Here is a 25320-nt window from a genome sequence, read left to right as displayed (position 1 = left end):
TTGCTATAGATATATTTTGTAATTGAATTCCGGCGACTACAGACACAATGCCAGAATGGTCTGTCGGATCAGTTCGTTTCTGGAAAGATCCGGATATTTTTCGTCCGGGGTAAATTTGATTCCTTCTTCCAGACTTTCTCTGTGATCGTTCATGGAATCAAGACGTTCCAGGAACGGACGGAGATCTGTAAAAATTTTCACCGTCACTTTATAACCGTTTTTACGGATGATCTTCTGGGAATTGGTTTCCATGAAAGATGCATCGATTTTCGGATCACTGCTGTAAGCCACTACTGTATTTCCACATACTGCTGCTGCATCAATATAGGCACTTTTTTCATAAAAAGTCATGTAAAGTTCATATGCCATATCCAGACTGCCCTGATGCTCATGGATTTTCTGATATAATCCGGCATCCATTGGTCTGCATTTCAAAATCATGATCAGATTCACCATGGATTTACATGCCGGAAGACAGCCAACTACAGTTACAACTGTCCAAACAGTCATTCTTGTCTTAAAATAGAACCAGGATGTAAAAAAGATGAATAAGGGTACTGCAAAAAGAATTGCAGTGATGATCAGGCGGCGTCTCTTTTCACTTCTGAAATATCCGAAGTTCCCTTTGGATACTTTTGAAGATGTTTTCGCTTTACTTTGTTTTTTATTTCTGTTTTTCTTTTCTGTCACTTACGTCCTCCTCCGGAATTTTTCTTATGTATATTTCTGATAGTGTTCTTCTTTGCAGATGCTGAACTGTTTTTGTTGTTTTTGTTATTTTTGCTATTTCTGCTGTTTTTCGCATTCCGACTGCTGCCCTGAGTATGCTGTTGGCCTCCATGATTCTCTCGAAGCGGCCGGATCAAACATTTAGGGCCGTAACCTACCAGGTCCATTCTTCCGGTCATTTTGAGGCCTTCCAGCACCAGTTCTCTGTTTGCAGGATTCTTGTACTGCATCAAAGCTCTCTGTATTGCTTTTTCATGGGGGTTCTTCGGCACATATACCTTCTCACCTGTAAGAGGATGGATTCCCGTATAGTACATACAGGTAGAAAGAGTAGACGGGGTTGGATAGAAATCCTGTACCTGTTCCGGGGTAAAGCCAAGATCCCGGACATATTCCGCAAGTTTTACTGCCTCTTTCATGGTACATCCCGGATGGGAGGACATGAAATACGGGACAGCATACTGCTGCTTTCCTGTTTGCCTGTTTGCCGCATCATATTCCTTAAGAAACTGCTGATAGACGCTGTGACTTGGTTTTCCCATATACTTCAGAACCTGATCAGACACATGTTCCGGTGCCACACGCAACTGCCCACTTACGTGATGTTCCACCAGTTCACGCAAAAAAGTCTTGTCCCTGTCTGCCACCACATAATCAAAGCGTACACCGGAGCGGATGAATACCTTCTTCACTCCCGGGATCTTCCGCAGCTTCCGAAGCAGAGAAACGTAATCCGAATGATCTACAGTCAGGTTTTTGCATGGCGTGGGAAACAGGCACTGCTTATTCTTGCAGACCCCTTTCGTGAGCTGTTTCTGACAAGATGGTTGTCTGAAATCTGCTGTGGGACCACCCACATCGTGAATATAACCCTTGAACTCAGGATCATTTGTCATTCTGGTAGCTTCTTCGATCAGAGACTCATGACTTCTGGTCTGAAGAATTCTTCCCTGATGAAAAGTCAGGGCGCAGAAATTACAGCCGCCAAAGCACCCTCTGTTGCTTGTCAGGCTGAACTTGATTTCTTCCAGTGCCGGAATTCCGCCCAGCTTCTCATACATGGGATGAACTTTCTCCGTATAAGGCAGGGCATATACATCATCCATTTCCTCCTGTGTCAGGGGCAGAGCAGGAGGATTCTGTATAATATATCCCTTTGTCCCATAAGATTCTGCCATTGGTCTGGCGCTGAATGGATCTGTATTCTGATACTGAATGGCAAAGCTGTCTGCATAAACCTTCTTGTTTACTTTTACTTCCTCATAAGAAGGAAGAATAATCGGATCATAAACTCTCGACAGATCCCTGCACTTAAATACAGTTCCTGCAATATAGGTAAGTTCCTCTACCGGCAGTCCACTCGCCAGCGCATCTGCAATCTCTATGATCGAATGCTCACCCATTCCATAGGAAATCATATCTGCCCCGGAATCAAGGAGTACACTGTGTTTTACTTTATTCTCCCAATAATCATAATGTGCCAGTCGTCTCAGGCTGGCTTCAATCCCACCCAGGATAATGGGTGTCTTTTTATAAGTCTGACGGATCAGATTGCTGTACACGATCACCGCGCGGTCAGGACGAAGTCCCATCTGGCCTCCCGGTGAATAGGAATCTTTCTGCCTGTGCTTTTTAGAGACTGTATAGTGATTTACCATAGAGTCCATATTTCCCGCAGACACCAGAAATCCCAGTCGAGGCTCTCCAAATACCTGAATACTCTCCTTCTTTCTCCAGTCAGGCTGAGGAATGATCCCCACTTTATACCCACGACTCTCCAACAGTCTGCTGATGATCGCAGTACCAAAGGAAGGATGGTCCACGTAGGCATCACCTGTAATATAGGCAAAATCTACCTGCTCCCACCCTCTCTGTTTCATTTCTTTCTTTGTTACCGGTAAAAAATCCTGCATTTATATTTTCCTCGTATGTATTATAGTCATGCGGATACGATCATCCGCCACACAGTTCTACATCTGCAGCAAACCTTTCAAATTATCATTTCCGGATAATAATCAGACATGATGATACACTGCCTGTGCCCGGTATCCTTCGGATATAATATCAAGCTGTCTGTGGAACCGCTTCAGCTGCTGAAGATCTTTTGTTTTAAATACTCTCAGGAACTCATCCTGAATCTTCATAATCTCCCGCTTATTTGCAATCTTGTACAGATTTTCAATGTTGATCAGAATATCCTTCACCAGATTAGACTGCATCTGTGACGAATTCTGTGCATCCATAATCTCATTCCGCACAGAAGACATCTCATGGTCAAGAGCATTAATGGCATCTGCTGCCTTGCTCAGACGTTCTGCCACATGCTCCGGCATATCCCCTTTATATTTATATTGCAGGGAATGCTCAATCGTCGCCCAGAAGTTCATAGCCATTGTACGGATCTGTATCTCCGCCTGCAGCTTCTTTGGCCCTTTGATCGTATCCACTGTATAATAAATAATCAGATGATAACTTCTGTAACCACTCTGTTTAATATGCTTCAGATAATTCTTCTCACTCTTTATAACCATATCGCTTCTCTTCTGGATCAGGGAAGCAACCGTCTCTATATCCTCCTCAAACTGGCAGATAATACGAACACCGGCAATATCCTCCAGTTCTTCTTCCATTCTCTCCATAGGAATATGCTTGCGCTGCATTTTCTCAAGAATACTGCTCACGCTCTTAACCCTGCCCTCCACCTGCTCAATCGGGCAGTAAACATCATTCTCTTTACATTCATCAATAATGTGATTGAATTTCACTTCCAGCTCTCTCACAGCCAGTTCATACGGGCACAAAATGCTTCTCCATAACTGTATTTCCATTTTCACTCGCTCCTTGCATTTCATACATTTTGTTATTATAGCATAGATTTTGAAAAATATCTCGCTAATATGAATAGTTTCTGTTTTTTTTAGAAATGCCTAGTTCCGCATTCTGATACAGTATATGCAAAGCACCGGACATATAGAACATTCAAAAAGCACCCCTGCCGCCAAAGCGCAACAGGGATGCTTCCAACATCACTCTTTAAGAGCCTCCAGAACTTTCACCAGATACTTCCAGACTCTCTCTGTAGAAGAAATACTAAGCACCTCTTCAGACGTATGAATATCCTTCATATCAGGTCCCAGAGACACACAGTCAAGTCCTTCCATCTTCTTATAGAAAAGTCCACACTCAAGTCCTGCATGGATTGCCACCACATTCGGTTTCTGTCCATACATTTCCTCATATACTTCCACCATCTTATCACGAAGCGGTGAATCCTTGCGATACTCCCACGCAGGATAAACGCCCTGTCTCTCATACTCTCCGCCAAGGAACTCCGTCAGATAGGCAATCTTGTCAGAAAGGGAATCTCTGGCTGTCTCCACAGAACTTCTGATACTGGAACTTCCCATTACCTCATTCTCAGAAGTCTTCAGAATACCGATATTCGTAGAAGTCTCTACCAGTCCTTTGATCGTTCCGCTCATTTTCTGAACACCATAAGGTACATTTACAAGGAAGAAAATTACTTTTTCTTTACTTGTGGGATGAAGAACCCTTACTTCCTGTTTTCCCTCATCTTCAACAGTTACTGTGATACCCTCATCAGTTCCTGCATACTCTTCTCTCCATGCTCCCTGCACAGAAGCCGCATATTCTCTGACAGCATCTGCATTTTCTTCAAGAACAAGGATTTCTGCTGTAGCCTCCCTTGTAATGGCATTATCTTTCTGTCCGCCCTGCACACTGATCAGTTCAAAATCTGTTTTCTCATCCAGACCATGGAGAAATTTTCCGAGAAGAGAATTTGCGTTTGCACGATTCTTATCAATCTCAGCTCCGGAATGACCGCCCATCAGTCCGCTGATCTTAACTGTCAGCTTCTCTCCCTCTGCATCCAGTCTTGTCACTGGAATATGGCTGACTCCGGAAAGTCCGCCTGCACAGCTGATCCAGAGGCTTCCTTCTGCTTCAGAATCCAGATTGATAAATCTTCTTCCTTTTAATACACTGCAGTCAAATCCAACTGCACCCAGAAGACCGATTTCCTCATCTACAGTAATAAACACCTCAAGCGGCGGATGAGCAATTGTATCACTTTCCAGAAGTGCAAGGCCATAAGCAACAGCAATTCCGTCATCACCACCAAGGGTTGTTCCGTTTGCAGATACATAGTCACCTTCTACAGAAAGATTTAATCCGTCTTTTGTAAAATCATGCTCTACATCCGGACGTTTCTCACATACCATATCCATATGTCCCTGAATGATCACTACAGGAGCATTCTCGTATCCCGCTGTGCCCGGTTTATAAATAACCACATTATTCATCTCATCCTGAACATATTTCAGATCATGATCCTTTGCAAACTGAACCAGATAGTCACTGATCTGCTTTGTATTTCCTGAGCCATGAGGAATTTTGCATATCTCCTCAAAATAATGGAACACTCTTTTGGGTTCACAATTCTCTAAAACTGCCATAATTATATTACCTCCAAAAATCACACATTTGTCTTATAATATACCATTGTTTTCCCGATATACGACAAATTTTCCAGATATATTTTACCCAAATACTATAGCATTTATTTTCATTCTGCGCCATATAAATTTTATAAAGAATGGCAAACAATTGCAAAGAGGTTGTTGTATGTCCAAAAACACCATACTCACCGGTGGTATTTGTTTTCTTCTTGTCTTTCTTCTGCTGCATCCTGCTGAAAGTCTGTCCTGTGCCAGAGCCGGAATGACTCTGTGGCTGAATACATTAATCCCAACGCTTCTCCCATTTATTATTCTCACAGGAATGCTTACACATACCGGTCATATCCGGAAACTTCTCCTGCCATTTGAATCATTCTTTCATATTTTTCCGGGTGTCAGCATCTGGGGTGGTTATGTTTTCGTTCTCGGAATGCTGTGTGGTTATCCTCTGGGAGCCAAACTTGCCTCTGATCTGTATGGATTACATAAAATCAGCAAAAAAGAAGCTCTTTATCTCACCACCTTCTGCAACAATCCAAGCCCTGCCTTTATCATTACCTATCTCTGTAAGTCCTGTCTTAAGGATACAGTACCTGCCGGCATGGTCTTTGCGAGTATTTTTTCAGCAAATCTGATATGTATACTGTTCTTTCGTTTTTTTGTGTACCAAAATGCCACCATCTCAGATTCCCCAGGATTTTCACCCGAGATTTCTTCTCGAAAAAATATACTTGATTTTTCTATAATGAACGGTTTTGAAACCATTACACGTCTCGGAGGATATATTCTATTGTTCTCCATTCTGGCAGGATGTATCAGATATTATGCGCCTTTTCCACTTCTCTATCAATACCTGCTGCTCGGATTTACAGAGATCACTTCCGGACTTTCTCTTATTTCAGTTTCCGGACTGCCATACATGACTCGTATACTTTTGTCCGCTGCAACCACCGCATCCGGCGGTCTGTGCATCCTTGCTCAGACAAAAGGTGTTCTCCACCATGACCTCAGCATTCTGCCTTATTTTATTTCCAAGTGTATCTGTACATTCCTTACAGCAGGTATTCTTTACTGTCTGATTTCCTATCTGTGAAAATAAATTCTTTCCGGGAACTGTCATCATTTCATTATACAAAATCAGGGCAGGAAATTTTCCTGCCCCTTGTTTTCTCATCTTCTATATTTAATAACTGATTTATTTTTAGTTCTCTCCCAGATCATCTAACAGATCGTCATCATCATCTTTCGCTCCGTCATTATCATGATAAGAGCCTGTAATTGCTGCAGCCTGTGCTGTCTGAGGTGCAAGTTCCTGACGATTGTGGTTTACAACATCAAGACAGCTCTGCAGGGAATCAATAAATGTTTTGTATTTCACACCTGCATCCTCTAATGTTGTATTAAGCACACTGCCAATATTGGCCATCATATCATCTGTATAGGTGATCGCGCTGAGACGAATGCTGTTTGCATCCTGTGTTGCAGAATCCAGAATCTCCTGTGCCTGTTTGTTAGCTGCATTGATCGTATCATTTGCCTGTGCATATGCTTTCTGCATAATCTCATGCTGTGTTACCAGTTCCTGTGCTCTTGCCTGCGCATCTGCGATCAGTGCATCTGCCTTAGTCTGAGCATCCTCAAGGATAGCGTCCTTATTGTTAATGATCTTCTGATAACGTTTAATCTCATCCGGAGTTTTCAGGCGGAGTTCTCTCAGAAGTTCCTCAATTTCTTCTTTATTTACCACAATCTTAGTAGTTGACAGTGGCTGGAATTTACAGCTGTCCACATATTCCTCAATCTCACCGATAATCTGTTCAATTCTGCTGCTCATAGTATATACACTCCTTATTTTCTATTTCTGTTACTGTACGCTCTATGTGAACAATAACTTATTTGTTGTCTGCTGTAAGACGAATCTTCTCAATAACTGCATCCGTTATCTCGGCCGGTGCAAACTTACTCAGGTCGCCTCCAAAATGTGCAACTTCCTTCAATATTGTAGAACTCAGGTATGCATATTCCAGACTTGTAGTCAGAAATACAGTATCTACATCCGGTGCAAGTACACGATTGGTCTGAGCCATCTGGAGCTCATACTCAAAATCTGTAACTGCACGAAGTCCACGTATGATCACCTGAGCGTGATTCTCTCTGGCAAAATTCACAGACAATCCCTCAAATGGTTTTACCTCGACATTAGGAACGTCCCGAGTCGCCTTTTCTAATATATTAACACGTTCCTGCACAGAAAACAACGGACTTTTTGAAGAATTATGTAAAACGCCCACTATCACTTTGTCAAAAGAAACTGCTGCTCTCCGGATCACATCAAGATGTCCATAGGTAGCCGGATCAAAGCTGCCGGGATATACTGCTATTTTCATTTATTTTTACTCTCTCTTTCCTCTGGCACATACACATATGCATAACAACACGAATGCTGCCTGCAGGCAGCAATCTTATGATAATTTCAGGAAGCAATGTATTCATTCTGAAATTATTATAGTTAATTATGCACGTTCTAAAAATACATGCTTATTTGTTTTATACTCTTTCGAACGCAGCTGCCTGTAACCGAGAGATTCCACATAACTGAAATCCGTCTGAAGATCCGCTTCCACAATAATAAGTGTATTCTTATCTGCAACTGTGCTGTCTTTCAGATATTCCAGCACCTGTCTTTCCAGTTCATTATTATATGGGGGATCCATAAAAATAATGTCAAAAACACCTTTTCCCTCAAGGGAACGCAATGCCTGCAACACGTCCATGTTCAGCAGTTTACCATCTTCTGCCAGTTTTGTAAATGCAAGATTTTCTCTGATGCATGCAGCAGCTTTTGGATTCTTCTCCACAAACACTGCATAAGAAGCCCCTCTGCTCAGAGCTTCGATTCCGATCCCGCCACTTCCGGAAAAAAGATCCAGGAAACGGCATTCCAAAAGCTCCGGCTGAAGTATATTAAATAATGTTTCTTTGATTCTGTCAGTAGTAGGTCTTGTGTCTATCCCCGGAATTGTTTTCAAATTAAGCCTTCTGGCTTTACCTGCGATCACTCTCATTTCAGATTCAGTCTCCAATCCAGGTCTCCTCTTGCAAGCCCTAAAATAAGAAGTTCTGCTGTGGCAATATTTGTCGCTACAGGAATATTGTACTGGTCGCATCTTCTCACGATGCTTGTGATATCCGGTTCTTTAGGATCGATCATGACCGGATTGTAGAACAGAATGACCATATCAAGATCCTGACGCTCTACCATCTCCATAAACTGCTTGTCTCCACCAATACTGCCGGCAAGGAATTTATGCACATGAAGGCTTGTCGCTTCTTCTATTCTCCGTCCGGTTGTACCTGTGGCATAGACCTCATGTTTGGCAAGTATATTCTTATAAGCGATGCAGAAATCTTCTATCAGTACTTTTTTACTGTTATGTGCGATTATACCTAAGTTCATAGTTTCTCCTCTCCGTTTCTCCTATTTATTTTGCGGATTTTATCTTTTATCCACAATCCTAACTGTAATTATAACAAAGCACTAAATAAAACGCAATTAAAACTTAAAAAATATACATAATTCATAATTTATTAATATTTTTCTTACAGTCATCATGCAAGTTTTCCTGTTTCCATGCTCTTCCTGTCCATGCGAAAACTTCCAGTGTATTATTTCTGCATCTTCATATACTAGCATTGCAACACAAAAACACTTTCAAAAGAAAACAACAACCAAGGAGGAAATTGATATGTCAAACACAAAATCTTCTAACCAGACAGCTGTACCGGAAGCAAAAGGTGCGTTAGACCGTTTCAAATTCGAGGTTGCAAATGAATTAGGCGTACCGCTTACAGACGGGTACAACGGTAACCTGACTTCTAAACAGAATGGTTCTGTCGGAGGTTATATGGTCAAGAAAATAGTATCAGAACAACCGCTGAATTTCAATTCTATATTTTATATCATTCCCAGAGTCATTGTCAACTACAGAACAACATTCCCAGGTATTTGTTACTGTTTACGCACCACTATCCCGAGACATATAACCCCCGAAATAATTGTATTATAGCCTTTATTCTCGGCCGGTCTTATGATAAGATTCTCCGACATTTCCGGAACCGGAACTTGGTGTTCGCTGTCCCAGAGTGATCATATGTAATCGTCTGGACGCAGTGCGTGAGTCTAATGCGATTGGAGTATCAAGGATAGCAGGAATTCATGCAGGATTATGGCATTTTAAAATAGTCCATATTCAGAAAGCCCTCAGATATAGACAAAATCTATAGCTGAGGGCTTTCTTGTGTCTTTGGTTATGTATTTTCCTTATTCCGGAACCGGCAGAGTCACTGTGACAGGCTCATGCTCCAGTGCTGGAATAATTTTCTGCATCAGATCTTCAGTTGTGAATTTGAGACTCGAGGTATTAATACAGGGATGACAGCCGAAGTATGGCTCCTTCATGACATCTTCATCAATAAGAAGCTGTACTTTCTTCTCAGAATCATTCATCAGTCCCAATACACTGACGGATCCAGGGGTGATATCAAGATATTTCTCCATATATTCCGGTTTGGCAAAAGATAATCTGGCGGAATGGATCTGCGCAGAGAGATCTTTTGTCTTAAACGGTTTATCGCCAGGCATCAGAAGAAGATAAAAATCCGTCTCCTGACGATTGCACAGGAACAGATTTTTGCAGATCGTGGTGTTGTCGCCAAGGGCGTGGTCAATTTCTTCGCAGGCTTCCATAGTCATAGCAGCCTCATGGTCAATACGCTGATATTGAATACCTAGCTTGTCTAAGAAATCATAGACGCGGATTTCTTTGTTCAGACGGTTATCTGTATTTTCGGGTCTTCCCTTTTGTAATTTCATTTCATAACTCTCCTTTTTTTCATTTATCAAAGTGTAATCCTTTTGTAAGCGGAATGTCAACAGAAGAGCAAATATCCAGAATATTTTTCTAGTATCCTGTACGTTCTACCACTTCCGCGGAATAGATCACCAACACTCCAGCTCTCCCCACCTTATGATACCAACCGGTCTATCCGCAGCAGGAATATCATGTGATGCTCCATAGTACCCATCAGTACCCGCTATATATCCGCTGAAACAACATCTCATCCAACTGCATCTACTGCCAGCATCCCTGCATCCTGATATGGATTATTCCCCCATCCTATCCACAATGCTGTAGATACTTACATAGAAAGCCTCCATGGGGATAAAACGGTACTCACAGCAATGGAACTGCCGGATATCAAAGAGTTTAACAAAATCGGCTATTCAATAGCCGTAGTAGTTCATATACATAAGTTTATGCACCCTTTCTTATCGACCTCTGCCGCATCTATAAGATACAACCAATCTAAACATAACAAAACATGGGACATATTGGAAAGGAATTCTGTTTTCGCACGATTTGCATTTTCTGCGGACCGGTAAGCCTCTTTCAATGCCTGACGGGATTCAATCTCTGCTTTCTTCTCCTGTGTCACATCCATGGATGCCAGCAATACCTTTTCCAGCTTTCCATTCTTCCATTCCAAGGGAATATAAGAAGCGATTTTATAAGTCTTTTCATCCAGGCTGCAATATTCAAACTTATAAATATCATTTTCACTTTTCAGTTTTTTCCGAATATTATCCGGGGCTATCAGGATATCTATAGCTTCCAGTGGTTCCAGTGTCTTATACCTTTCAAGAACCTGCATCTGAAAATCATGATAAAAGCCCAGAGGTTTATATATCATCTGTCCATTCAGGTTGTAGGACTCATATCTGTCATTTTCCAGATCACAGACAACAAAGCGGTCAACCAGACGTACGATACTCTGAATCAGCTGCTCCATGGAAGCATTATCTGCTGCCATCTGCAGATGCCGTGCGCTCTCTACCTTTGCCTCTGTGATATCACGCAAGAAAATCATGGCATATTCTGAATCCTCTATCTCTCCACGTATGATCACATTGCGAACCCATCGTTCTTCTCCATTCAGAGTGATTCGACACTCTAAAGACAATTCAGTTTCCAGCCCCTTCAGCCTTTCTGCAATATAATCACGGTCATAAAAAGCGGATACCGCCTTCTTATCTGTTTCCATAACATAGGAATCCACAAAATGCTGTATCAGTTCATCCCATGTATGACTCTGTTCAAAGAGTTCATTTGAACACCCCTTGAGAAATGGCACTTGCAGGCATAAAAGAAGGCAGACAGTCTCGTTATAAGACTACCTGCCTGTTGATTATTCTTATGCTGTTTTCTGTATTTCGCCAGTTCGGCAAACTGGAAGTTAGCGATTTCTTTTTCCGGTATTCTCTGTCCCACGGATTTCCTCATGATAGAAATAATCTACGATCACCGGATGCCCCTGCGGGACTCTGCCATAAGGCATTTCATTATCCACAAAGGCACAATCATACTTCTTAGCCATTTTCTCAGCTTTTACTTCAAGTGCTTCAAAGTAGCTGCGGTTATGCTTGTTATAGATCTCGTCGTAAAGTGGTACAAGATCAGGATATTTTCCGGCGATATAATCCATAATTGTCTTTTTGAAACCGCCTCGAAGATTGAGATTTTCGAGCCAGAACAGATCGCACTGATCCTTTACCCGCTCAAAGATTGCTTCAAAATTCGTGATACCGGGGAATACCGGGGATACGAAACAGACTGTACGGATACCTGCCTCATATACCTGCTTCATAGCAGCGATACGGTGCTCAATGCTCGAAGCAGAATCCATATCGTTCTTGAAATTTTCATCTAGTGTGTTGATCGACCATGAAACGGTTACACGTCCAAGCTTCTTCAACAGATCAATATCCCGTACCACAAGATCCGACTTTGTGCAGATCAGAATATCTGCGTCACTGCCGATCAGCTGCTCCAGAAGTTTTCTGGTATTCCCGAATTGCTCCTCCTGTGGATTGTAGCCATCTGTCACAGAACCGATGACCACCCGCTGTCCGACATATTTCTTCGGATTTTTAATTTCCGGCCAATGCTTCACATCAAGGAAAGTGCCCCATTCCTCCTTGTGCCCGGTAAAGCGCTTCATAAAAGAAGCATAGCAATACTTGCAGGCATGTGTACAGCCCACATAGGGATTGACCGAGTAACCGCCTACCGGTAGACTGGACTTAGTCATGATGTTCTTTGTTTCCACCTCACGAATGAGGATTCCATTTATTACTTCTTCCATGATTTCTGTACCTCTAACACTTTATTAAATTCTTCCGGCATTTCCTGAATCATATTTTCATCCCCTATGATAGGGACAAGATCTTCCTTCATAAACACCGGAATGCCGAGCTTATGTGCCTGGTCCGTCAGAGACCGTGCCCATTCCGGCTCCGTATGAATCTTCCTGCTCTGAGCTCCGGTCATGGTGCCGACAACGATCCAATTGATTCCGGAAAGGTCAACTGTGCCGGGATCATCGAATAACGGCTCAAAGGTAACATGGTAATGTTTTGCTCTGACATTTTTCCGAAGGGCGTCGATACGCCACCGTTCTGCTTTCCTCGTCACCGTAACGCCAAACCATGCGTTTTCCAGATCGGTATCAAAATCCAGCAAATCAGGTCGCTTGGTAAGGAACAGGAACTGATGCTGTGGATTTTCACGGATCTTTGCAAATACCTCGTCTCTCCATTCCGGCTTCCATCCAGAGAGATCGCTCATGCCGGTAAGAAGAAAGTTCTGCGGACGTTTCTTTTCCATCATCTTGAGCTTACCCGGAAAGAATTCAGGGTCAGCGAAATCATCAATCATATGCCAGCGTTTCACGTTGTTGCGGGCATAGCAATATGTACACCCCACTGTGCAGCCAATGACGATATTCATGTTCTGAATCTGATCTTTGATACAAATACTCATGACTTCTGCCACTCCTCAAGATTCTTTCTGATGCGGTCGAGGCATTCCTCAAACCGGATAATTTCTTCCTCTGAAAAACCTTTGTAGTAAATACTGCCCATCTCATCAGATACAGAATCGTACTCGCCCTTTAAGGCATGTGCTTTCTCAGTCAGAAACAGGAGCGTTTTCCTTTTGTCCGTTTCAGACTGAACACGGCTTATCAGCCCTTGATTTTCCATTCTTTCCAGCATCGTAGTAAGAGATGTTATCGCTAATCCGCATTTAGTCGAGAGTGACTTGATTGAAATACCATCCTTCTGCCACAGCACATAAAGAATACGCCCCTGGGCTCCATTAAACGCATCAATATTCTTTTCACTGAGAATCTTCTCGAAAATCCGGTCTCCAAGCTGTTTTATTTTGGTAACAAGAAATCCTCCATTCATTTCCATACAAAAGCTCCTATATAGTAGTTTATTAAAAACATACTATATAGGAGCTTTATTGTCAACAGTTTATATGTCTTAATAGGTAAATTCCGTTTTTTTTCAATTCTCCAAACTGGAATTTATATAATTATCTCTCTAACTTTCCCCATTTTATAGGCTTTCCCGCCTGTCCATTAGTGAAATGATATGTAGTTTCCCTTATTTTTACCCTTATGAGATAATCACAAGGGAAATAAGGGAATTTTTTTAATCATTGCCTACCACTTTATCAAGAAGCCTAACTGATTTTCGTTTAGCATCTCTTGTGGAGTGAGCATAGACATTCATTGTGGTACTTACATCTGAGTGTCCTAACAGTTCCTGCACATCTTTTGGGGCAGCTCCATTTGCTAAAAGGTTGCTTGTATAGGTGTGACGTAACTGGTGGAAATGAAAGCCTTCAAATCCCTCTAATGTTTTTGCCACCTTTCTGCAAACAGTCCCCAAAGTAGTTGGAAGTTCCAGACAACCATCCGGTCTTAAACAGACGAAAGAAATTTCTTTATAATCTGCCGGGACTTCCTCTGTTCTGTCTAAGCAATAATATTCGTAGTACACTCTGTTTTTCTCTTTGACCGCTTTGTAGTAGTTCGTGTGATAAAGTTCTCCGTACTGCATTCGATTTTTTAACTGCTCTTTCCGGGCATTACGGAAAATCTCTACCAGCGTATCTCCAAAATCAACAATCCTCACTTTTTTCCGCTTGGTTGGTCCGATGATATATTTGCGCTTTGAGCCATCGTATCGGATGCTACGTCTTATGGTAAGGCATTGTTCTTCCAGATTTACGTCCTGCCACGCCAAACCGCAGGCTTCTCCAATACGAAGCCCGGCATAATAGGCTATCTGGATTGGAAGTATTGCGGCTGGGTTCTTTTTTTTCAGATAAGCAAGCAATCTTTCATAATCTTCTCGTGAAATTGGTTGGATATTTCCGTCCATGTCCTCGTCTGAAAACAAATCAACTTCATCCGTCTGATACCGCAGTTTAATATACTGCATGGGATTAAACGTAATATACTGTTTTGGAAATACTGCAAAGCGGAAGGACTGCTGCATGACTGCGGAAAAAGAATGGATGTAATCTTTGCTGTAACCCTTTCTCTCTTTTCCGTCGGGATGAACTCCCCCGAAGGAAAGCAAATCAAAAAAGGATTGCAAATGCTCAGAGGTTACATTTTTTAATTTCCGTTCTGCCAGCGGATGTTTCTTAATATTTCGGATTGTTCCGAGGTAATTCTCCACAGTACCATTGCTGAGCGTACCTGTTTTTAATTCCTCCTCTGCCCACACATCCAAAAGTTGTCCGACTGTGAGATTTTCCGCTTTGGCAACAAATTTCTTTTTCTCATAATCATCCATTGCCTGACGGAGCAGTTTTTCAGTTTCACTTTTGCTTTCTGTTCCAACGCATTCTTTCTGAACAAGATTGCCGCTTGCGTCCTCTACATAGAAGCGGTAGTACCATTTCTTTCCTTTTTTTCTTACAGATCCTTTTGCCATAATCGTATGTCTCCTTTCGATATTAGACAATCGGAACTGATGAAATGCTTCGTGCGTGTAAGTATATCATAACTCCGGCTGTCTTACTATACCGATTCGGAATCTTCGTATAAGACTTCTGATAAAAGATTTGCAAGCCTTTGCTCTGCTGTTTTGGGTTTCTTGGAATAGAGCCTTACGATGTCTGCCATCTCATTAAAAGCATTGATGGTGTGAGTGATTTCCCTTAAGAACATAATCTCATTATATTCATCATTCGATTCAAACCCTATTGTTTTGGCAATATCCGTCTGACCATCATTCCCCTTAAAGTTTTTGCAGGCGAACTGAAAGGAATCCAAAAACAGACCATATTGTTTTAACATCAGCAGTAATAAATCTTTTGAAAAAGCATCTTCTTCTTTGGTAAGGGCAAGTGGTAACTGTTCCAGAATATCTCCCATCGCATCACGAATCTGTAATTCTCTCTTATCCGTAATATCGGTTTCATATTCATCTGTTTCCCCTTTGAGCCATTCCACAGATACATGGAGTGCTTCCGAAAGACCTTCCAACACCATTTTTTTCGTATTGTCAATCGAACCATTCTCATAACGCAGGATTGTAGAAGCGGTAACACCCATCTTTTCTGCGACATAAGGCTGTGTCAGATTCAATTCCAGACGGCGCTGTTTTACTCTGCTCCCTATCAGCTTGCGTAATTCTTTATCTTTCATGCTGACTGCCTCCTTTTTCGGTATGTATGAATTATAGCATTGTTTTTCTGAAATTGCAATATGCAATATAAAGTTTATTTTTGACATTTCGTAACGCTTGACAAAAAGATGTGAAAAGGATATACTTACATCACAAGAATTGCATAATGCAATTTGTAAGGAGGTGATTATATGACGCAAAGAAAAATTGCATTATCCATCGAAGAAGCTGCTGACTATACGGGAATCGGCAGAAACACCTTAAGACAGCTTGTAGAATGGAAGAAACTTCCAGTATTAAAGGTTGGTCGCAAAGTCCTGATTAAAACCGATATTCTGGAAATGTTTATGGAAGCTAATGAAGGTCGTGATTTGAGGGATAGAGGAAATGTAAAAGCTGTAACAAGAACTGTGGCAAATTAAAAAGGCGGCTTCCAAAGAAACCGCCAAAGGTTCTATCAGACCAAAGCCATGATATACCTACACGCAAGAAGATTATACCATGTGCTTCTTCTGATACGCAACCGAGAACTTATGTTTGCAAAAGAAAGGAGAATGTAATAATGGCAAAATCAACAAAAAGTTATGAAGAACGAATGCTTGAAATGGAAAAAAAGGAACAGGAAAGCCTTGAAAAAGCAAAACGATATGCAGCACAGAAGAAAGAACTTCTGAAACGAAAGAAAACCGAGGAAAGTAAAAAACGAACCCATAGGCTCTGTCAGATTGGCGGTGCGGTGGAATCCGTTCTTGGTGCTCCTATTGAGGAAGAAGACATCCCAAAGCTGATTGTTTTTCTGAAAAGGCAGGAAGCCAATGGGAGATTTTTCTCAAAAGCAATGCAGAAAGAAACCAATACCGATATGGAGGAAGTGTAATGGCAGAGGGGATGAGTTTTTCATTCCCTTCATTGCTTTTTCATGAAGGGCGCACTTATGGACAACCAGAGGTCGTCCCAATAAGTTTGCCACAAGTGTCAACCGGTCTGCGCTCACGCTTGCCGGGCTCGTTCCGTCGGCGGGGCTTTCAGCCAGACCTGCTCATGCCGCAGGAGGCACTCTTCGCCAGAGAGGCGCATTCCATGCAGGCTGCTATGCGCAGGGCACTCTTACGCAGAGGGAGTTCCGGCAATGCTGCTTTTTCTAAAACTGAAAGCAATGTTGCCGGAAATCTATGCCGGATACGTCAGAAAGGAGGAATCCAGACATGGCGATTTTTCATTACACAATCAAAATAGTCGGACGAAGTAAAGGGAAATCTGTTATCTCCGCTTCCGCATATCTCAATGGGGATGTGATGAAAAACGAGGAAACAGGGAGAATCAGTTATTACACTTCTAAAAAAGAAGTGGTCTACACCCGGCTGATGATGTGCGAAAACGCACCTCCTGAATGGCAGATAGTACCAGAAGAAAATATAAAACGCTTTCAAAAATCTGTCCGATACAAAAGGTCAGAAGATAAAGAAGCTGCTTTAAAAAAATTCAAAATCACATTTCAGAAACAGAGGTTATGGAATGAGGTATTGAAGATTGAAAAAAATGCAGATGCCCAACTTGGCAGGTCATTTGAATTTGCCCTCCCCAAAGAATGGAGCAGACAGGAACAAATTCAATATACAACCGACTATATCCAAAAAACTTTTGTAGATAGAGGAATGTGCGCTGATTGGAGTATCCACGACAAAGGGGATGGCAACCCCCATGTCCATCTGCTTCTAACTATGCGTCCTTTTAACCCGGATCATTCTTGGGGAAAGAAAGAAGTCAAGGATTGGGATTTTGTCAGAGATAAAAACGGAAATATCGTGATTGATGAATCCCATCCGAACTGGTGGCAGGATAAGAAAAACCCTGACCGTCATGGAATCCGTATCCCTGTATTAGACGAAAACGGAATTCAGAAGATTGGAGCAAGAAACCGCCTGCAATGGAAACGGGTGCTGACCGATGCTACTGGATGGAACAATCCAAAAAATTGTGAACTGTGGCGGAGTGAATGGGCAAAGGTATGTAATGAACATCTGCCTTTGCATAATCAAGTTGATCATCGTTCTTATGAAAAGCAGGGAAAACTCCAGATTCCTACCATCCATGAAGGAGCTGACGCAAGAAAGATTGAACAAAAGTTTTTTGCCGGGCAGGAAATAAAAGTCTCGTGGAAAGTAGCGGAAAATCAAATCATAAAACAACAAAACACGTTATTGCAAAAGATACTAAACACCTTTGGGAAAGTATCGGGTGCATTATCATTATGGAAGGAGCGATTAAATGACATTAGAAGAAAGCCGGGAAATTATACCCTTAATGGAATCCATGATTGGTCAAATCGAAGAACAGCAGAACCTAATGGCAGAAATGATTCTGGAAATGCAGAACCGGGACACTCAACTCTCTCTTATGCAAAAACAGAATCAGAAATTACAAAAATTAAACAACGAGTTATCCGAGCTGCTCAACATTTTGCCAAATACCGAGGAACTGCTTTCCAAGATGGAAGAACAGAAAACGAAGATAGAGCTTTTGGAAAACGAAAATCAGCAATGGCAGAAATTGGCACAGAAGCTGAACAGCGAAAACAGTTTATTACTGAAACAGAACACCGAATTGCTGAACTGGAACAGCAGATAGAGAAAGGACGTGATATAGATGAACGAATCCAGAGAATCAAAGAACGCCGAACAGTTGGAAGAACTTCTGCTCTTGACCGAGGAGATACAAGAAGAACTAGAACAGAAAGAACAGCTTATCGTGGAACTGAAGACGCAGCTCAGCGAATCTCTGACCTTGAACGAGAAATTAAACAAAGAGAACAGAGCCGGGAATATTCAAGCATTAAAGAACGACTTGAAGCTGGCAGACAGAGCATTGCGGATCGAGAAAGAGAAGTTGCGAAGCGCAAACGTCATGATAGAGGAATGTCAAGATAAAATATGCTATTTAACACAGGAACGGGATTATGCCCGGACACATCAGAAAATCGTAGAAATACCGGTAGAAAAGCCGGTACTCTATGAAAAATGTGAAGCCTGTAACCGGACAGCCTATCAGAATGCAAAAGCAAAATACGAAACACAAAAAGAGCGACTTGCAGGACAGTATAAAGCAAAAACGGTAATGTTCCAAACAACCTTGTTCCTTCTTGCATGGTATTCGTTGACAACCACTCTTTTTCAAGCAGTACAGTCAGATATGTTCCTTGTCGATTGTAAATCATTCTTCAATGATTTAGCATCATTCATACAAACCTTTGTCGGATGGACGATTGATGCCGGGCATTCTGCGGCACAGATTAGTACAAAAATTCCAAATGCTTTTATAGCCGGAATGGTATATTGGTTATTGCTAATATTGATTGTAGGAATATGTATGGCAGGAACAGGGATGCTGGCGATACTGATAGAAATAAAGGTTATAGAATTATATAAGAAAAACTGTTGGGATGTTATTACTCTACTAATGATACTGACAAGTGTTGCTATTGTCATTTATTTTGGAGAATCAATCAAAAAAGTACTGTCAGTAAATCTTCTATTGCTTTTCGTACTTTCGCAGGGCGCATATGTTGGAATTAGATGTTATCTTAAAGTTTGGTTAGAAAAAAGACCATATTAGTATTTTCAACTTACTGTATAGACAGTAAAATTACTCCATACCAGCCTAGTGAAAATTTACTGTATGAAAAGAAGTATTACAGAGAAAAAAGGCTGTAAAAACAGGAACAGCCAGCCCGAAAGAATTTACGGACTGGCTGTATCAGCAGAGTAATGTAATTGTGGAGCTGACCGAGATATGAAAAGCTTTCTATCATCAATTTCGCATTATTGCAATAACAGATTGCTTCTTCCATGAATGAATAAGCAATATTGTCATCAAACTTTCAAGCATAAACATAGCAACAGCAAAAAGAGTAAAAGCAACAACCGGAAATACAAATCCCGTAGACATGCCTGCATTTTTCAAAAATATACCGATTGCATATCCGCCGGGGATTCCAACAACAGCAGTTATAAGCAATGCAATCAAAGTAGTAAAAAGACCTTCCATCATAAATGCTTGCTTCAACTGCTTATTTGTCATACCAATAGATTTTAGTGTGCCCATTTCCTGTTTCTGTGATAAAAGATTTGTCACAGTAAGATTGATTTGATTGATGACCGCAAATATCCACAAGATGGCTGCAATCGCATAAGCTAATGTAAAACCTGCACGATTGTCTGATTGGTGTTCTACAATAAAATCTTGAAGGGTTTGTAAGCGAACATCCCTATTGTCAGAAACGAGTAATTTGAGTTCTTGCTCGATTATCTCCTGATATTCAGCTTCTGCTTGTATTTCGATTGCGTATGTACAGTCATAACCTGCAAGTTCTTTGAGCATATTTTCCGGCATTCTGAAAATATAGCCACCCATTCCATCATTGCTGGAAGTGATTGCACCAATTTTGAATGCTTTTGTTATTGTTTTACCACTATGATTTTTGAAATTAAAGGTCACAGTATCCCCAATTTGAGGTTTCCAATGGTAAACATCATAAATACGTTCGGGATCACTTACAACTAATTCTGTATCATCAGTAATATTTCCAGACAAAACCGCTGCATTTAGCGACGCCAAATCCTTTTCATTATAGCCGAGCATCAAGGTGCTATCTGAAATATCATTGTCTGTTGAGAAATCAACTGGTACGGTAGCATAAGTAAATATATTGCTAACTCCCTCTATATCTCCAACACGCTTTACATAATCAGAAAAATATTCTTTCTGCAAGAGAGCATCCAAATTTTCACTTTCGTTTTCTAAATCAATGCTGATTTTGAAATCTCCGTACTTCATATCCCAATAACGAGCCATACTCTCGGCATTAAAAGAACTCTGATAACTTGCTGCAAGGAAAAATATAACTCCGCACAGTCCCAATGATAAAATGGTCAATAGAGATTTTTTTCTGTTTCTGGAAAAGCTGATTTTCGCTAAATATACAGGCGTAATACGATGTCTTTTGTGAGTGCGGTAATTTACAATTCCCACTGGATTTTTCAGGGCGGAAATTGGAGAAGTATTCGCTGCAATTTTTGCTGGTTTACGAACACTAATATAAACAAGCAGTATTCCAAAAAGGCATGCGCCACATAGAGAAACAATAAATGCAAATACTGACCAGCCTTTTGATTGCAGACAATAGCTGATGATCGTTCCCATGATACTACCAATTAAAATCCCCGGAACTGCAAGCATATAACCCTGTTTAAGAACTATTTTATAAATTTGCTTTTTACTTGCCCCTATTGTCCGAAGCTGTCCGAACTCAGCAACTTTTTGTCCAACCGAAATATAGAAAATGCTGTAAATTACAAGTGCGGCAGCTAAAAACAAAATGGCAGCAACTACACCATATACCGCATAATTACTGAAGGACAAAGTTGTATTTACATAATCATAGTAACTGCTGACTGTCCAATTATTCAGTCCAGTCTCCTCTGAAATTTGAGATAATATTTCTGTTGCTTCGTCTTTTGTAAGGGTATCTGCATTTTCAAGCCAAACATATCCATTAAGCAGGTTATTTCCACGTAATTCCCGGCATTTTTCAAGTGAAACAAAAACAGGATAAGCGTTAGAAGTTTTATCATGATAAATACCAACAATAGTATAATTCTTCAAAGTACCATCCAGATTCAACTGAACTATGGCGTTGATTTCCGGAGACTTATTTTCACTGGCAAAAAAGGCATCTGTAACAGCAATTTCACTTGCTTTCTCTGGATATTTTCCGTCAAAGGCAGGAATCAAACTAAGCATGTCATCATCATAATAAATCAGAGACAGTTCTTTAGAATTTTCTTTCACTGTTTTGATATTACAGGAAAGTCCTACACTTTTTACTTCTTCGTTTGCTAACAACTTTTCTTTACTGTCCTGCGTAATGTCAAAGAAAATCCCTTGATGTAATCCTTCGATTTCTTTCTGATTTTGATAAATGATATTTTGCACTGTGAGCAACGACATCATTATCATAGCAACGGCTACAATAATTGCCGAAAGGCAAAATAAGTTTTTCTTCTTATCAAAACGCACACTTTTTCGTGCTAATTTTTTAATTACTGCACTGGTATCATTTTCAAAAGGATAATTCATAATTCCCACCTCCTTTAGCCAACAATTTTACCATCTTCAATCCGTACAATGCGGTCTGCGAGTTGAGCGATCTCGTTGTTGTGAGTAATCATTACAATGGTCTGATTAAATTCTCCGCTGGTATGCTTCAAAAGCCCTAACACATCTGCACTGGTCTTGCTATCAAGATTTCCGGTCGGTTCATCAGCAAGGATAATCGCAGGCTTCGTAATTAAAGCTCGTGCAATCGCTACACGTTGCTGTTGACCGCCTGAAAGATTGTTCGGCATATTTTCCAGTTTATCTTCTAAAGCCAACATATACACAACTTCGTCCATAAATTTCTGGTCTACTGTATCGCCATCCAGTTCCACAGGCAGGACGATATTTTCATATACATTCAAAATCGGAACCAGATTATAATTTTGGAAGATAAATCCGATGTTACGACGGCGGAAAATTGTCAATTCATCATCATTCTTTTTTGCGAGTTCTTCTCCCCGTACAATCACGCTGCCGGAAGTGGGGGTATCAAGTCCTCCCATCATGTGAAGCAATGTAGACTTACCGCTGCCGGAAGTTCCAACTACGGCAACAAATTCTCCCTGTTCCACAGTAAAATTTACACCATTAAGGGCACGAGTAATATTTGGTTCTGTGCCGTAATACTTCTTTAAGTCGATTGTTTGTAAAATGCTCATATTCAAATGCTCCTTTCAAGGCTTTCTATCTGTTGATAAAGCCATTGTAAACCACAAATGTTACACAAATGTCCGAGATAGAAAAAATTTTTATCGAAAATCAGAGTGAAATGTTACAACGCTCGGACATTTCAAAAAAAGTGGTTATATCTTACCTTACAGGAAGCATAATAGAAAATTCTGAGCCTTGCCTCAGCTCTGAAACAACCTTGATATAGCCCCCTTGCCTTGTTACAATCTCACGAGCCAAATACAAACCTATTCCCACACCCTGTTGATCGTGTACTTCTTCCTCACGATAGAAGCGCCGGAAGATGGCAGCCTGATTGCTTTCTGAAATGCCCTTGCCGGTGTCGGTCACTTTGACCTCTACGTACATTTCCCACTGAACCACTGATACAGAAATCTTTCCACCTGACGGAGTGTATTTTACTGCATTGTCCAGCAGATTGAAAAGGGCTTCGCTTGTCCACTTGCTGTCATGGGAGATTATCAAATTTTCCGGGCAATCCACGGATACAGCAATTTCTTTTTTCTCTGCGGCATATACAATACTGCTCATGGCTTGTGCAAGCGTATGGAATAAGCTGCTGTCTTTCTTTTCTAATCGTATTGCTCCGGTTTCCAACCGGGACGTTTTAACCAGTGCTTGGAACAGAAAATCCAGTTTATCAGTCTGACTACGTATGCCTTGTAAAAAGTCCATCCGTTCTTCTTCTGAAACAGGCTTTGTTAAAAGTGTGTCCGTTACCATTTGCAAATTGCTGACAGGCGTTTTAACTTGATGTGAAATATCAGAAATCAGCATTTGAAGCTCCTGTCGTTCCATGTCTACCTTGTGCCGGTTTTTCTGCATAATCTCATACAACCGAATTAAGCGGTGGTTGATACGGGCAAAAAGAGTTTCACTATCATTTGACTTTTGTAATTCCTCGTTTCCATCAATCATGTTGTCCAGCGTCCGGCACAAATTAGAAGTAAAATGAGAAAGGCGTTTTCCAAAAATCAGCACCAATAGCCAAATCCAGAAAAACGCACAGAGTGTCAATGTTCCACCCACTATAAAAATTCGTATATCCTGCATTATACCGCCGAAAATACCGGTAATTACCAGCATAGAGAAAACCATGCCAGCACTAACCAGTCTACAAATTTTCTTAGCAGAAAGGTTATTCAGATTCATTTCTTTTCGCCTCCTGTCCATTGATACCCCATACCATAAACCGTTTTGATATATGTGTCGCCATCCGCTTCAATCTTACTGCGAATACGGCTGATAGAAGTAGTAAGGGTATGTTCATCTACATATTTTTCATCAACATCCCACAGTTTTTCTAAAAATTGTTGGCGAGTAAGTACCTGCTTCGGATTTTTAAGAAATAGGTTCAACATTTTATATTCCATCGCAGAAAGTGCTAATGGTTTCCCGTTCAAACTTGCAAATTGTTCCGAAAAATCCAGAAACAAGCTACCATCCTCGTAAATATCCTTAGCTGGTTTGTGATGCTCCAACATAGCGAACATGGCTTTGATTTTTCGCTGCAAAGCACTAATCGAAAAAGGTTTCGTGATATAATCCACTGCACCAGCTTCATATCCCCGTATCTGATTGCTTTCCTGATCGTTGGCAGTTAGAAATATAACTACTGTATCAGGATGCTCTGGCTTGATAAGACGGCATAGGTCATAACCATTTCCGTCTGGTAAATTTATATCCAGCAATACCAAATCAAAAATGTTTGTTTTTAATGATTCAGCGGCTGTCCTTGCATTCAGAACAGAAATTATTGTGTAACCGTCCAATTCCAAATTATAAGTAAGCGTTTTATTCAAAAGATTATCATCTTCGACAATTAAAATATGCTTCATATTATCACTTCCTTTTCTTTTTGCAGATAGTATAACAGGCAAATGTCCGAGAATTGTTACAAGGACAAATATATTTTTCATTTTACAGCTTTTTTCTGTGTACTGCAATTTTATAAAAGAAAGGACAGCAGTGTCAAATTGCTGTCCTTTCTTTTATCATAGCTGGTAGTGTATAAGCGTGGGTTCATCATATCGGGTGTGGTATCTTTAACTACAGGAAACTCCCTACAACACTATCTCACTTCTTGCTTAATAAAGTTCTAATGAATCTTCTGTATCCACCCACATCTGTAAATTGCCATCAAGATATAATCTTGCATATTCCAAAGGCTCATCCACAGCCAATGAAGTAAGCGCACATTCTGATCCATATGTGGTTTTTAAATTTTTTTCAGCTTCCCAGCAATCAATGCGAAGCATATATCCAGCACTTGTGTAAACATCAATACTATCGTGGTTTATATTATATTCTGCATAAATTGTTCTCATCGTATCTTATCTCCATTTTCTTTTGATAATCAGTTACAGAGTTAAATATCGAAAACATTTCAATCAGTTCACCATGTCGTTATTGTTATATGTTATATTGTGTTATGAAATTTTCTTTCCCTTAATTTTTCCCATATTAAGGTTCATGAAAAGCAATGGGAAAATGTAACACAAGGGAAAGAGTAAGGGAAAGTTCACTTGCTACAAACTTAGTATTTTCAAGGGTTTGCGAAGAATTTGATAATCAAATATAACAGTTATTAAATTTCCTAAAATATGTGAAATATCAACTGGAATTGTTCAAGCTTTTCAAATACTAACGTCCTTAATTCTGTTCAATAATTGATTTATAGTAGTTACCAAAGTCAGCAAGTGAATTAACAATTGG

The 25320-nt window shown here is 40.7% G+C and carries 25 protein-coding genes and 2 pseudogenes; 7 read left to right on the top strand and 20 right to left on the bottom strand.

The genetic code is table 11. The annotated features are described in order from the left end of the window. Positions 1–36: 36 nt before the first annotated feature. From LI074_RS03215 to LI074_RS03200, 4 genes are all read right to left on the bottom strand, one after another. Positions 37–690: a hypothetical protein gene (locus LI074_RS03215; protein WP_008702984.1), complete on the bottom strand. Its 654-nt coding sequence runs from the start codon at positions 688–690 to the stop codon at positions 37–39. Then, a complete protein-coding gene (locus LI074_RS03210; protein ID WP_118339407.1) occupies positions 687–2642 on the bottom strand; it encodes a YgiQ family radical SAM protein in 1956 nt (651 codons plus the stop codon). Before LI074_RS03210 ends, LI074_RS03215 begins: the two co-directional genes overlap by 4 nt. A gap of 102 nt (positions 2643–2744) precedes the next feature. Beyond that, the gene (locus LI074_RS03205) at positions 2745–3557 is read right to left on the bottom strand and encodes a GTP pyrophosphokinase (RefSeq protein ID WP_025576989.1); all 813 of its coding nucleotides are present in this window, start codon (positions 3555–3557) and stop codon (positions 2745–2747) included. 198 nt (positions 3558–3755) lie between these two features. Further along, entirely contained in the window at positions 3756–5207 is a 1452-nt protein-coding gene (locus LI074_RS03200; RefSeq protein ID WP_055058008.1) for an aminoacyl-histidine dipeptidase, read from the bottom strand. 169 nt (positions 5208–5376) lie between these two features. Between LI074_RS03200 and LI074_RS03195 the strand changes: the two genes are divergently transcribed. Continuing rightward, positions 5377–6303 carry a hypothetical protein gene (locus LI074_RS03195; protein ID WP_008702980.1) on the top strand — a complete coding sequence of 309 codons (927 nt, stop codon included), beginning with the start codon at positions 5377–5379 and terminating at the stop codon, positions 6301–6303. Positions 6304–6411: 108 nt separating this feature from the next. Here the strand turns inward: LI074_RS03195 and LI074_RS03190 are convergent, their stop codons facing one another. The 4 genes from LI074_RS03190 to LI074_RS03175 form a co-directional block, all read right to left on the bottom strand. Continuing rightward, a complete protein-coding gene (locus tag LI074_RS03190; RefSeq protein ID WP_008702979.1) occupies positions 6412–7044 on the bottom strand; it encodes a hypothetical protein in 633 nt (210 codons plus the stop codon). A gap of 58 nt (positions 7045–7102) precedes the next feature. Next, positions 7103–7597 carry a pantetheine-phosphate adenylyltransferase gene (gene coaD / locus LI074_RS03185; protein ID WP_008702978.1) on the bottom strand — a complete coding sequence of 165 codons (495 nt, stop codon included), beginning with the start codon at positions 7595–7597 and terminating at the stop codon, positions 7103–7105. Between the two features lie 126 nt (positions 7598–7723). Further along, complete coding sequence (gene rsmD, locus LI074_RS03180) at positions 7724–8275, bottom strand: 16S rRNA (guanine(966)-N(2))-methyltransferase RsmD (protein WP_020993877.1); 552 nt, start codon at positions 8273–8275, stop codon at positions 7724–7726. After that, positions 8272–8667, bottom strand: coding sequence for a methylglyoxal synthase (locus LI074_RS03175; protein WP_008702973.1), 396 nt, complete (start codon positions 8665–8667; stop codon positions 8272–8274). Before LI074_RS03175 ends, rsmD begins: the two co-directional genes overlap by 4 nt. A 289-nt stretch (positions 8668–8956) precedes the next feature. Between LI074_RS03175 and LI074_RS17720 the strand changes: the two are divergent. Then, a pseudogene (locus tag LI074_RS17720) lies at positions 8957–9142 on the top strand (small, acid-soluble spore protein, alpha/beta type); the annotation flags it as partial. A 389-nt stretch (positions 9143–9531) separates the two neighbouring features. On the opposite strand, the gene LI074_RS03165 reads toward LI074_RS17720, so the two are convergent. From LI074_RS03165 to LI074_RS03135, 7 genes and pseudogenes are all read right to left on the bottom strand, one after another. Next, a complete protein-coding gene (locus LI074_RS03165; protein ID WP_118568899.1) occupies positions 9532–10083 on the bottom strand; it encodes a prolyl-tRNA synthetase associated domain-containing protein in 552 nt (183 codons plus the stop codon). A 428-nt stretch (positions 10084–10511) separates the two neighbouring features. Next, a pseudogene (locus tag LI074_RS03160) lies at positions 10512–11372 on the bottom strand (ABC-three component system middle component 6); the annotation flags it as partial. Between the two features lie 132 nt (positions 11373–11504). Next, positions 11505–12413, bottom strand: a complete 909-nt coding sequence (locus LI074_RS03155; protein WP_055156457.1) for a radical SAM mobile pair protein B — start codon at positions 12411–12413, stop codon at positions 11505–11507. Then, a complete protein-coding gene (locus LI074_RS03150) occupies positions 12401–13090 on the bottom strand; it encodes a radical SAM mobile pair protein A (RefSeq protein WP_120062780.1) in 690 nt (229 codons plus the stop codon). Before LI074_RS03150 ends, LI074_RS03155 begins: the two co-directional genes overlap by 13 nt. Next, positions 13087–13524, bottom strand: coding sequence for a radical SAM mobile pair system MarR family transcriptional regulator (locus LI074_RS03145; RefSeq protein ID WP_055058001.1), 438 nt, complete (start codon positions 13522–13524; stop codon positions 13087–13089). The genes LI074_RS03150 and LI074_RS03145 overlap by 4 nt, the downstream gene beginning before the upstream one ends. 243 nt (positions 13525–13767) lie before the next feature. Then, positions 13768–15063: a tyrosine-type recombinase/integrase gene (locus LI074_RS03140; protein WP_009265517.1), complete on the bottom strand. Its 1296-nt coding sequence runs from the start codon at positions 15061–15063 to the stop codon at positions 13768–13770. An 86-nt stretch (positions 15064–15149) separates the two neighbouring features. Beyond that, the gene (locus tag LI074_RS03135) at positions 15150–15779 is read right to left on the bottom strand and encodes a helix-turn-helix domain-containing protein (protein WP_009265518.1); all 630 of its coding nucleotides are present in this window, start codon (positions 15777–15779) and stop codon (positions 15150–15152) included. A 171-nt stretch (positions 15780–15950) separates the two neighbouring features. Between LI074_RS03135 and LI074_RS03130 the strand changes: the two genes are divergently transcribed. From LI074_RS03130 to LI074_RS03110, 5 genes are all read left to right on the top strand, one after another. Further along, positions 15951–16181, top strand: coding sequence for a helix-turn-helix domain-containing protein (locus tag LI074_RS03130; protein WP_008704241.1), 231 nt, complete (start codon positions 15951–15953; stop codon positions 16179–16181). Positions 16182–16321: 140 nt separating this feature from the next. Continuing rightward, positions 16322–16636: a hypothetical protein gene (locus tag LI074_RS03125; RefSeq protein WP_055152287.1), complete on the top strand. Its 315-nt coding sequence runs from the start codon at positions 16322–16324 to the stop codon at positions 16634–16636. Continuing rightward, on the top strand, positions 16636–16995 hold the full coding sequence (locus LI074_RS03120) for a hypothetical protein (RefSeq protein ID WP_015515801.1): 360 nt from the start codon (positions 16636–16638) through the stop codon (positions 16993–16995). The genes LI074_RS03125 and LI074_RS03120 overlap by 1 nt, the downstream gene beginning before the upstream one ends. After that, positions 16965–18686, top strand: coding sequence for a MobA/MobL family protein (locus LI074_RS03115; RefSeq protein WP_119298419.1), 1722 nt, complete (start codon positions 16965–16967; stop codon positions 18684–18686). The genes LI074_RS03120 and LI074_RS03115 overlap by 31 nt, the downstream gene beginning before the upstream one ends. Next, positions 18664–19371, top strand: a complete 708-nt coding sequence (locus tag LI074_RS03110; protein WP_008394183.1) for a DUF6040 family protein — start codon at positions 18664–18666, stop codon at positions 19369–19371. The genes LI074_RS03115 and LI074_RS03110 overlap by 23 nt, the downstream gene beginning before the upstream one ends. A gap of 195 nt (positions 19372–19566) precedes the next feature. Here LI074_RS03110 and LI074_RS03105 read toward each other — a convergent pair whose 3' ends face one another. The 5 genes from LI074_RS03105 to LI074_RS03085 all read right to left on the bottom strand — a co-directional run bounded on the left by LI074_RS03105 (position 19567) and on the right by LI074_RS03085 (position 24932). Then, positions 19567–21894 (bottom strand): ABC transporter permease, encoded by a 2328-nt coding sequence (locus LI074_RS03105; RefSeq protein WP_118177424.1) that lies wholly within the window; start codon positions 21892–21894, stop codon positions 19567–19569. 14 nt (positions 21895–21908) lie between these two features. Then, positions 21909–22574 carry an ABC transporter ATP-binding protein gene (locus LI074_RS03100; RefSeq protein WP_006859033.1) on the bottom strand — a complete coding sequence of 222 codons (666 nt, stop codon included), beginning with the start codon at positions 22572–22574 and terminating at the stop codon, positions 21909–21911. A gap of 151 nt (positions 22575–22725) precedes the next feature. Next, the gene (locus LI074_RS03095) at positions 22726–23757 is read right to left on the bottom strand and encodes a sensor histidine kinase (protein ID WP_006859034.1); all 1032 of its coding nucleotides are present in this window, start codon (positions 23755–23757) and stop codon (positions 22726–22728) included. Then, positions 23754–24443, bottom strand: a complete 690-nt coding sequence (locus LI074_RS03090; protein ID WP_198411024.1) for a response regulator transcription factor — start codon at positions 24441–24443, stop codon at positions 23754–23756. Before LI074_RS03090 ends, LI074_RS03095 begins: the two co-directional genes overlap by 4 nt. 249 nt (positions 24444–24692) lie before the next feature. Further along, entirely contained in the window at positions 24693–24932 is a 240-nt protein-coding gene (locus tag LI074_RS03085; RefSeq protein ID WP_006859036.1) for a DUF6061 family protein, read from the bottom strand. Positions 24933–25320 lie beyond the last annotated feature (388 nt).

Source organism: Blautia sp. MSK18_10, assembly GCF_020553185.1.
Classification (GTDB): domain Bacteria; phylum Bacillota; class Clostridia; order Lachnospirales; family Lachnospiraceae; genus Blautia_A; species Blautia_A wexlerae.
Note: the sequence above shows the minus strand (reverse complement) of the source record. Positions and strands in the feature narration are given on the sequence as shown.

What these genes read in the sequence shown, in the direction of transcription:
- LI074_RS03210 (WP_118339407.1), bottom strand. Translation starts at nt 2,642, where the DNA reads ATGCAGGATTTTTTACCGGTAACAAAGAAAGAAATGAAACAGAGAGGG.
- LI074_RS03205 (WP_025576989.1), bottom strand. Translation starts at nt 3,557, where the DNA reads ATGGAAATACAGTTATGGAGAAGCATTTTGTGCCCGTATGAACTGGCT.
- LI074_RS03200 (WP_055058008.1), bottom strand. Translation starts at nt 5,207, where the DNA reads ATGGCAGTTTTAGAGAATTGTGAACCCAAAAGAGTGTTCCATTATTTT.
- LI074_RS03195 (WP_008702980.1), top strand. Translation starts at nt 5,377, where the DNA reads ATGTCCAAAAACACCATACTCACCGGTGGTATTTGTTTTCTTCTTGTC.
- LI074_RS03190 (WP_008702979.1), bottom strand. Translation starts at nt 7,044, where the DNA reads ATGAGCAGCAGAATTGAACAGATTATCGGTGAGATTGAGGAATATGTG.
- coaD (WP_008702978.1), bottom strand. Translation starts at nt 7,597, where the DNA reads ATGAAAATAGCAGTATATCCCGGCAGCTTTGATCCGGCTACCTATGGA.
- rsmD (WP_020993877.1), bottom strand. Translation starts at nt 8,275, where the DNA reads ATGAGAGTGATCGCAGGTAAAGCCAGAAGGCTTAATTTGAAAACAATT.
- LI074_RS03175 (WP_008702973.1), bottom strand. Translation starts at nt 8,667, where the DNA reads ATGAACTTAGGTATAATCGCACATAACAGTAAAAAAGTACTGATAGAA.
- LI074_RS03165 (WP_118568899.1), bottom strand. Translation starts at nt 10,083, where the DNA reads ATGAAATTACAAAAGGGAAGACCCGAAAATACAGATAACCGTCTGAAC.
- LI074_RS03155 (WP_055156457.1), bottom strand. Translation starts at nt 12,413, where the DNA reads ATGGAAGAAGTAATAAATGGAATCCTCATTCGTGAGGTGGAAACAAAG.
- LI074_RS03150 (WP_120062780.1), bottom strand. Translation starts at nt 13,090, where the DNA reads ATGAGTATTTGTATCAAAGATCAGATTCAGAACATGAATATCGTCATT.
- LI074_RS03145 (WP_055058001.1), bottom strand. Translation starts at nt 13,524, where the DNA reads ATGGAAATGAATGGAGGATTTCTTGTTACCAAAATAAAACAGCTTGGA.
- LI074_RS03140 (WP_009265517.1), bottom strand. Translation starts at nt 15,063, where the DNA reads ATGGCAAAAGGATCTGTAAGAAAAAAAGGAAAGAAATGGTACTACCGC.
- LI074_RS03135 (WP_009265518.1), bottom strand. Translation starts at nt 15,779, where the DNA reads ATGAAAGATAAAGAATTACGCAAGCTGATAGGGAGCAGAGTAAAACAG.
- LI074_RS03130 (WP_008704241.1), top strand. Translation starts at nt 15,951, where the DNA reads ATGACGCAAAGAAAAATTGCATTATCCATCGAAGAAGCTGCTGACTAT.
- LI074_RS03125 (WP_055152287.1), top strand. Translation starts at nt 16,322, where the DNA reads ATGGCAAAATCAACAAAAAGTTATGAAGAACGAATGCTTGAAATGGAA.
- LI074_RS03120 (WP_015515801.1), top strand. Translation starts at nt 16,636, where the DNA reads ATGGCAGAGGGGATGAGTTTTTCATTCCCTTCATTGCTTTTTCATGAA.
- LI074_RS03115 (WP_119298419.1), top strand. Translation starts at nt 16,965, where the DNA reads ATGGCGATTTTTCATTACACAATCAAAATAGTCGGACGAAGTAAAGGG.
- LI074_RS03110 (WP_008394183.1), top strand. Translation starts at nt 18,664, where the DNA reads ATGATAGAGGAATGTCAAGATAAAATATGCTATTTAACACAGGAACGG.
- LI074_RS03105 (WP_118177424.1), bottom strand. Translation starts at nt 21,894, where the DNA reads ATGAATTATCCTTTTGAAAATGATACCAGTGCAGTAATTAAAAAATTA.
- LI074_RS03100 (WP_006859033.1), bottom strand. Translation starts at nt 22,574, where the DNA reads ATGAGCATTTTACAAACAATCGACTTAAAGAAGTATTACGGCACAGAA.
- LI074_RS03095 (WP_006859034.1), bottom strand. Translation starts at nt 23,757, where the DNA reads ATGAATCTGAATAACCTTTCTGCTAAGAAAATTTGTAGACTGGTTAGT.
- LI074_RS03090 (WP_198411024.1), bottom strand. Translation starts at nt 24,443, where the DNA reads ATGAAGCATATTTTAATTGTCGAAGATGATAATCTTTTGAATAAAACG.
- LI074_RS03085 (WP_006859036.1), bottom strand. Translation starts at nt 24,932, where the DNA reads ATGAGAACAATTTATGCAGAATATAATATAAACCACGATAGTATTGAT.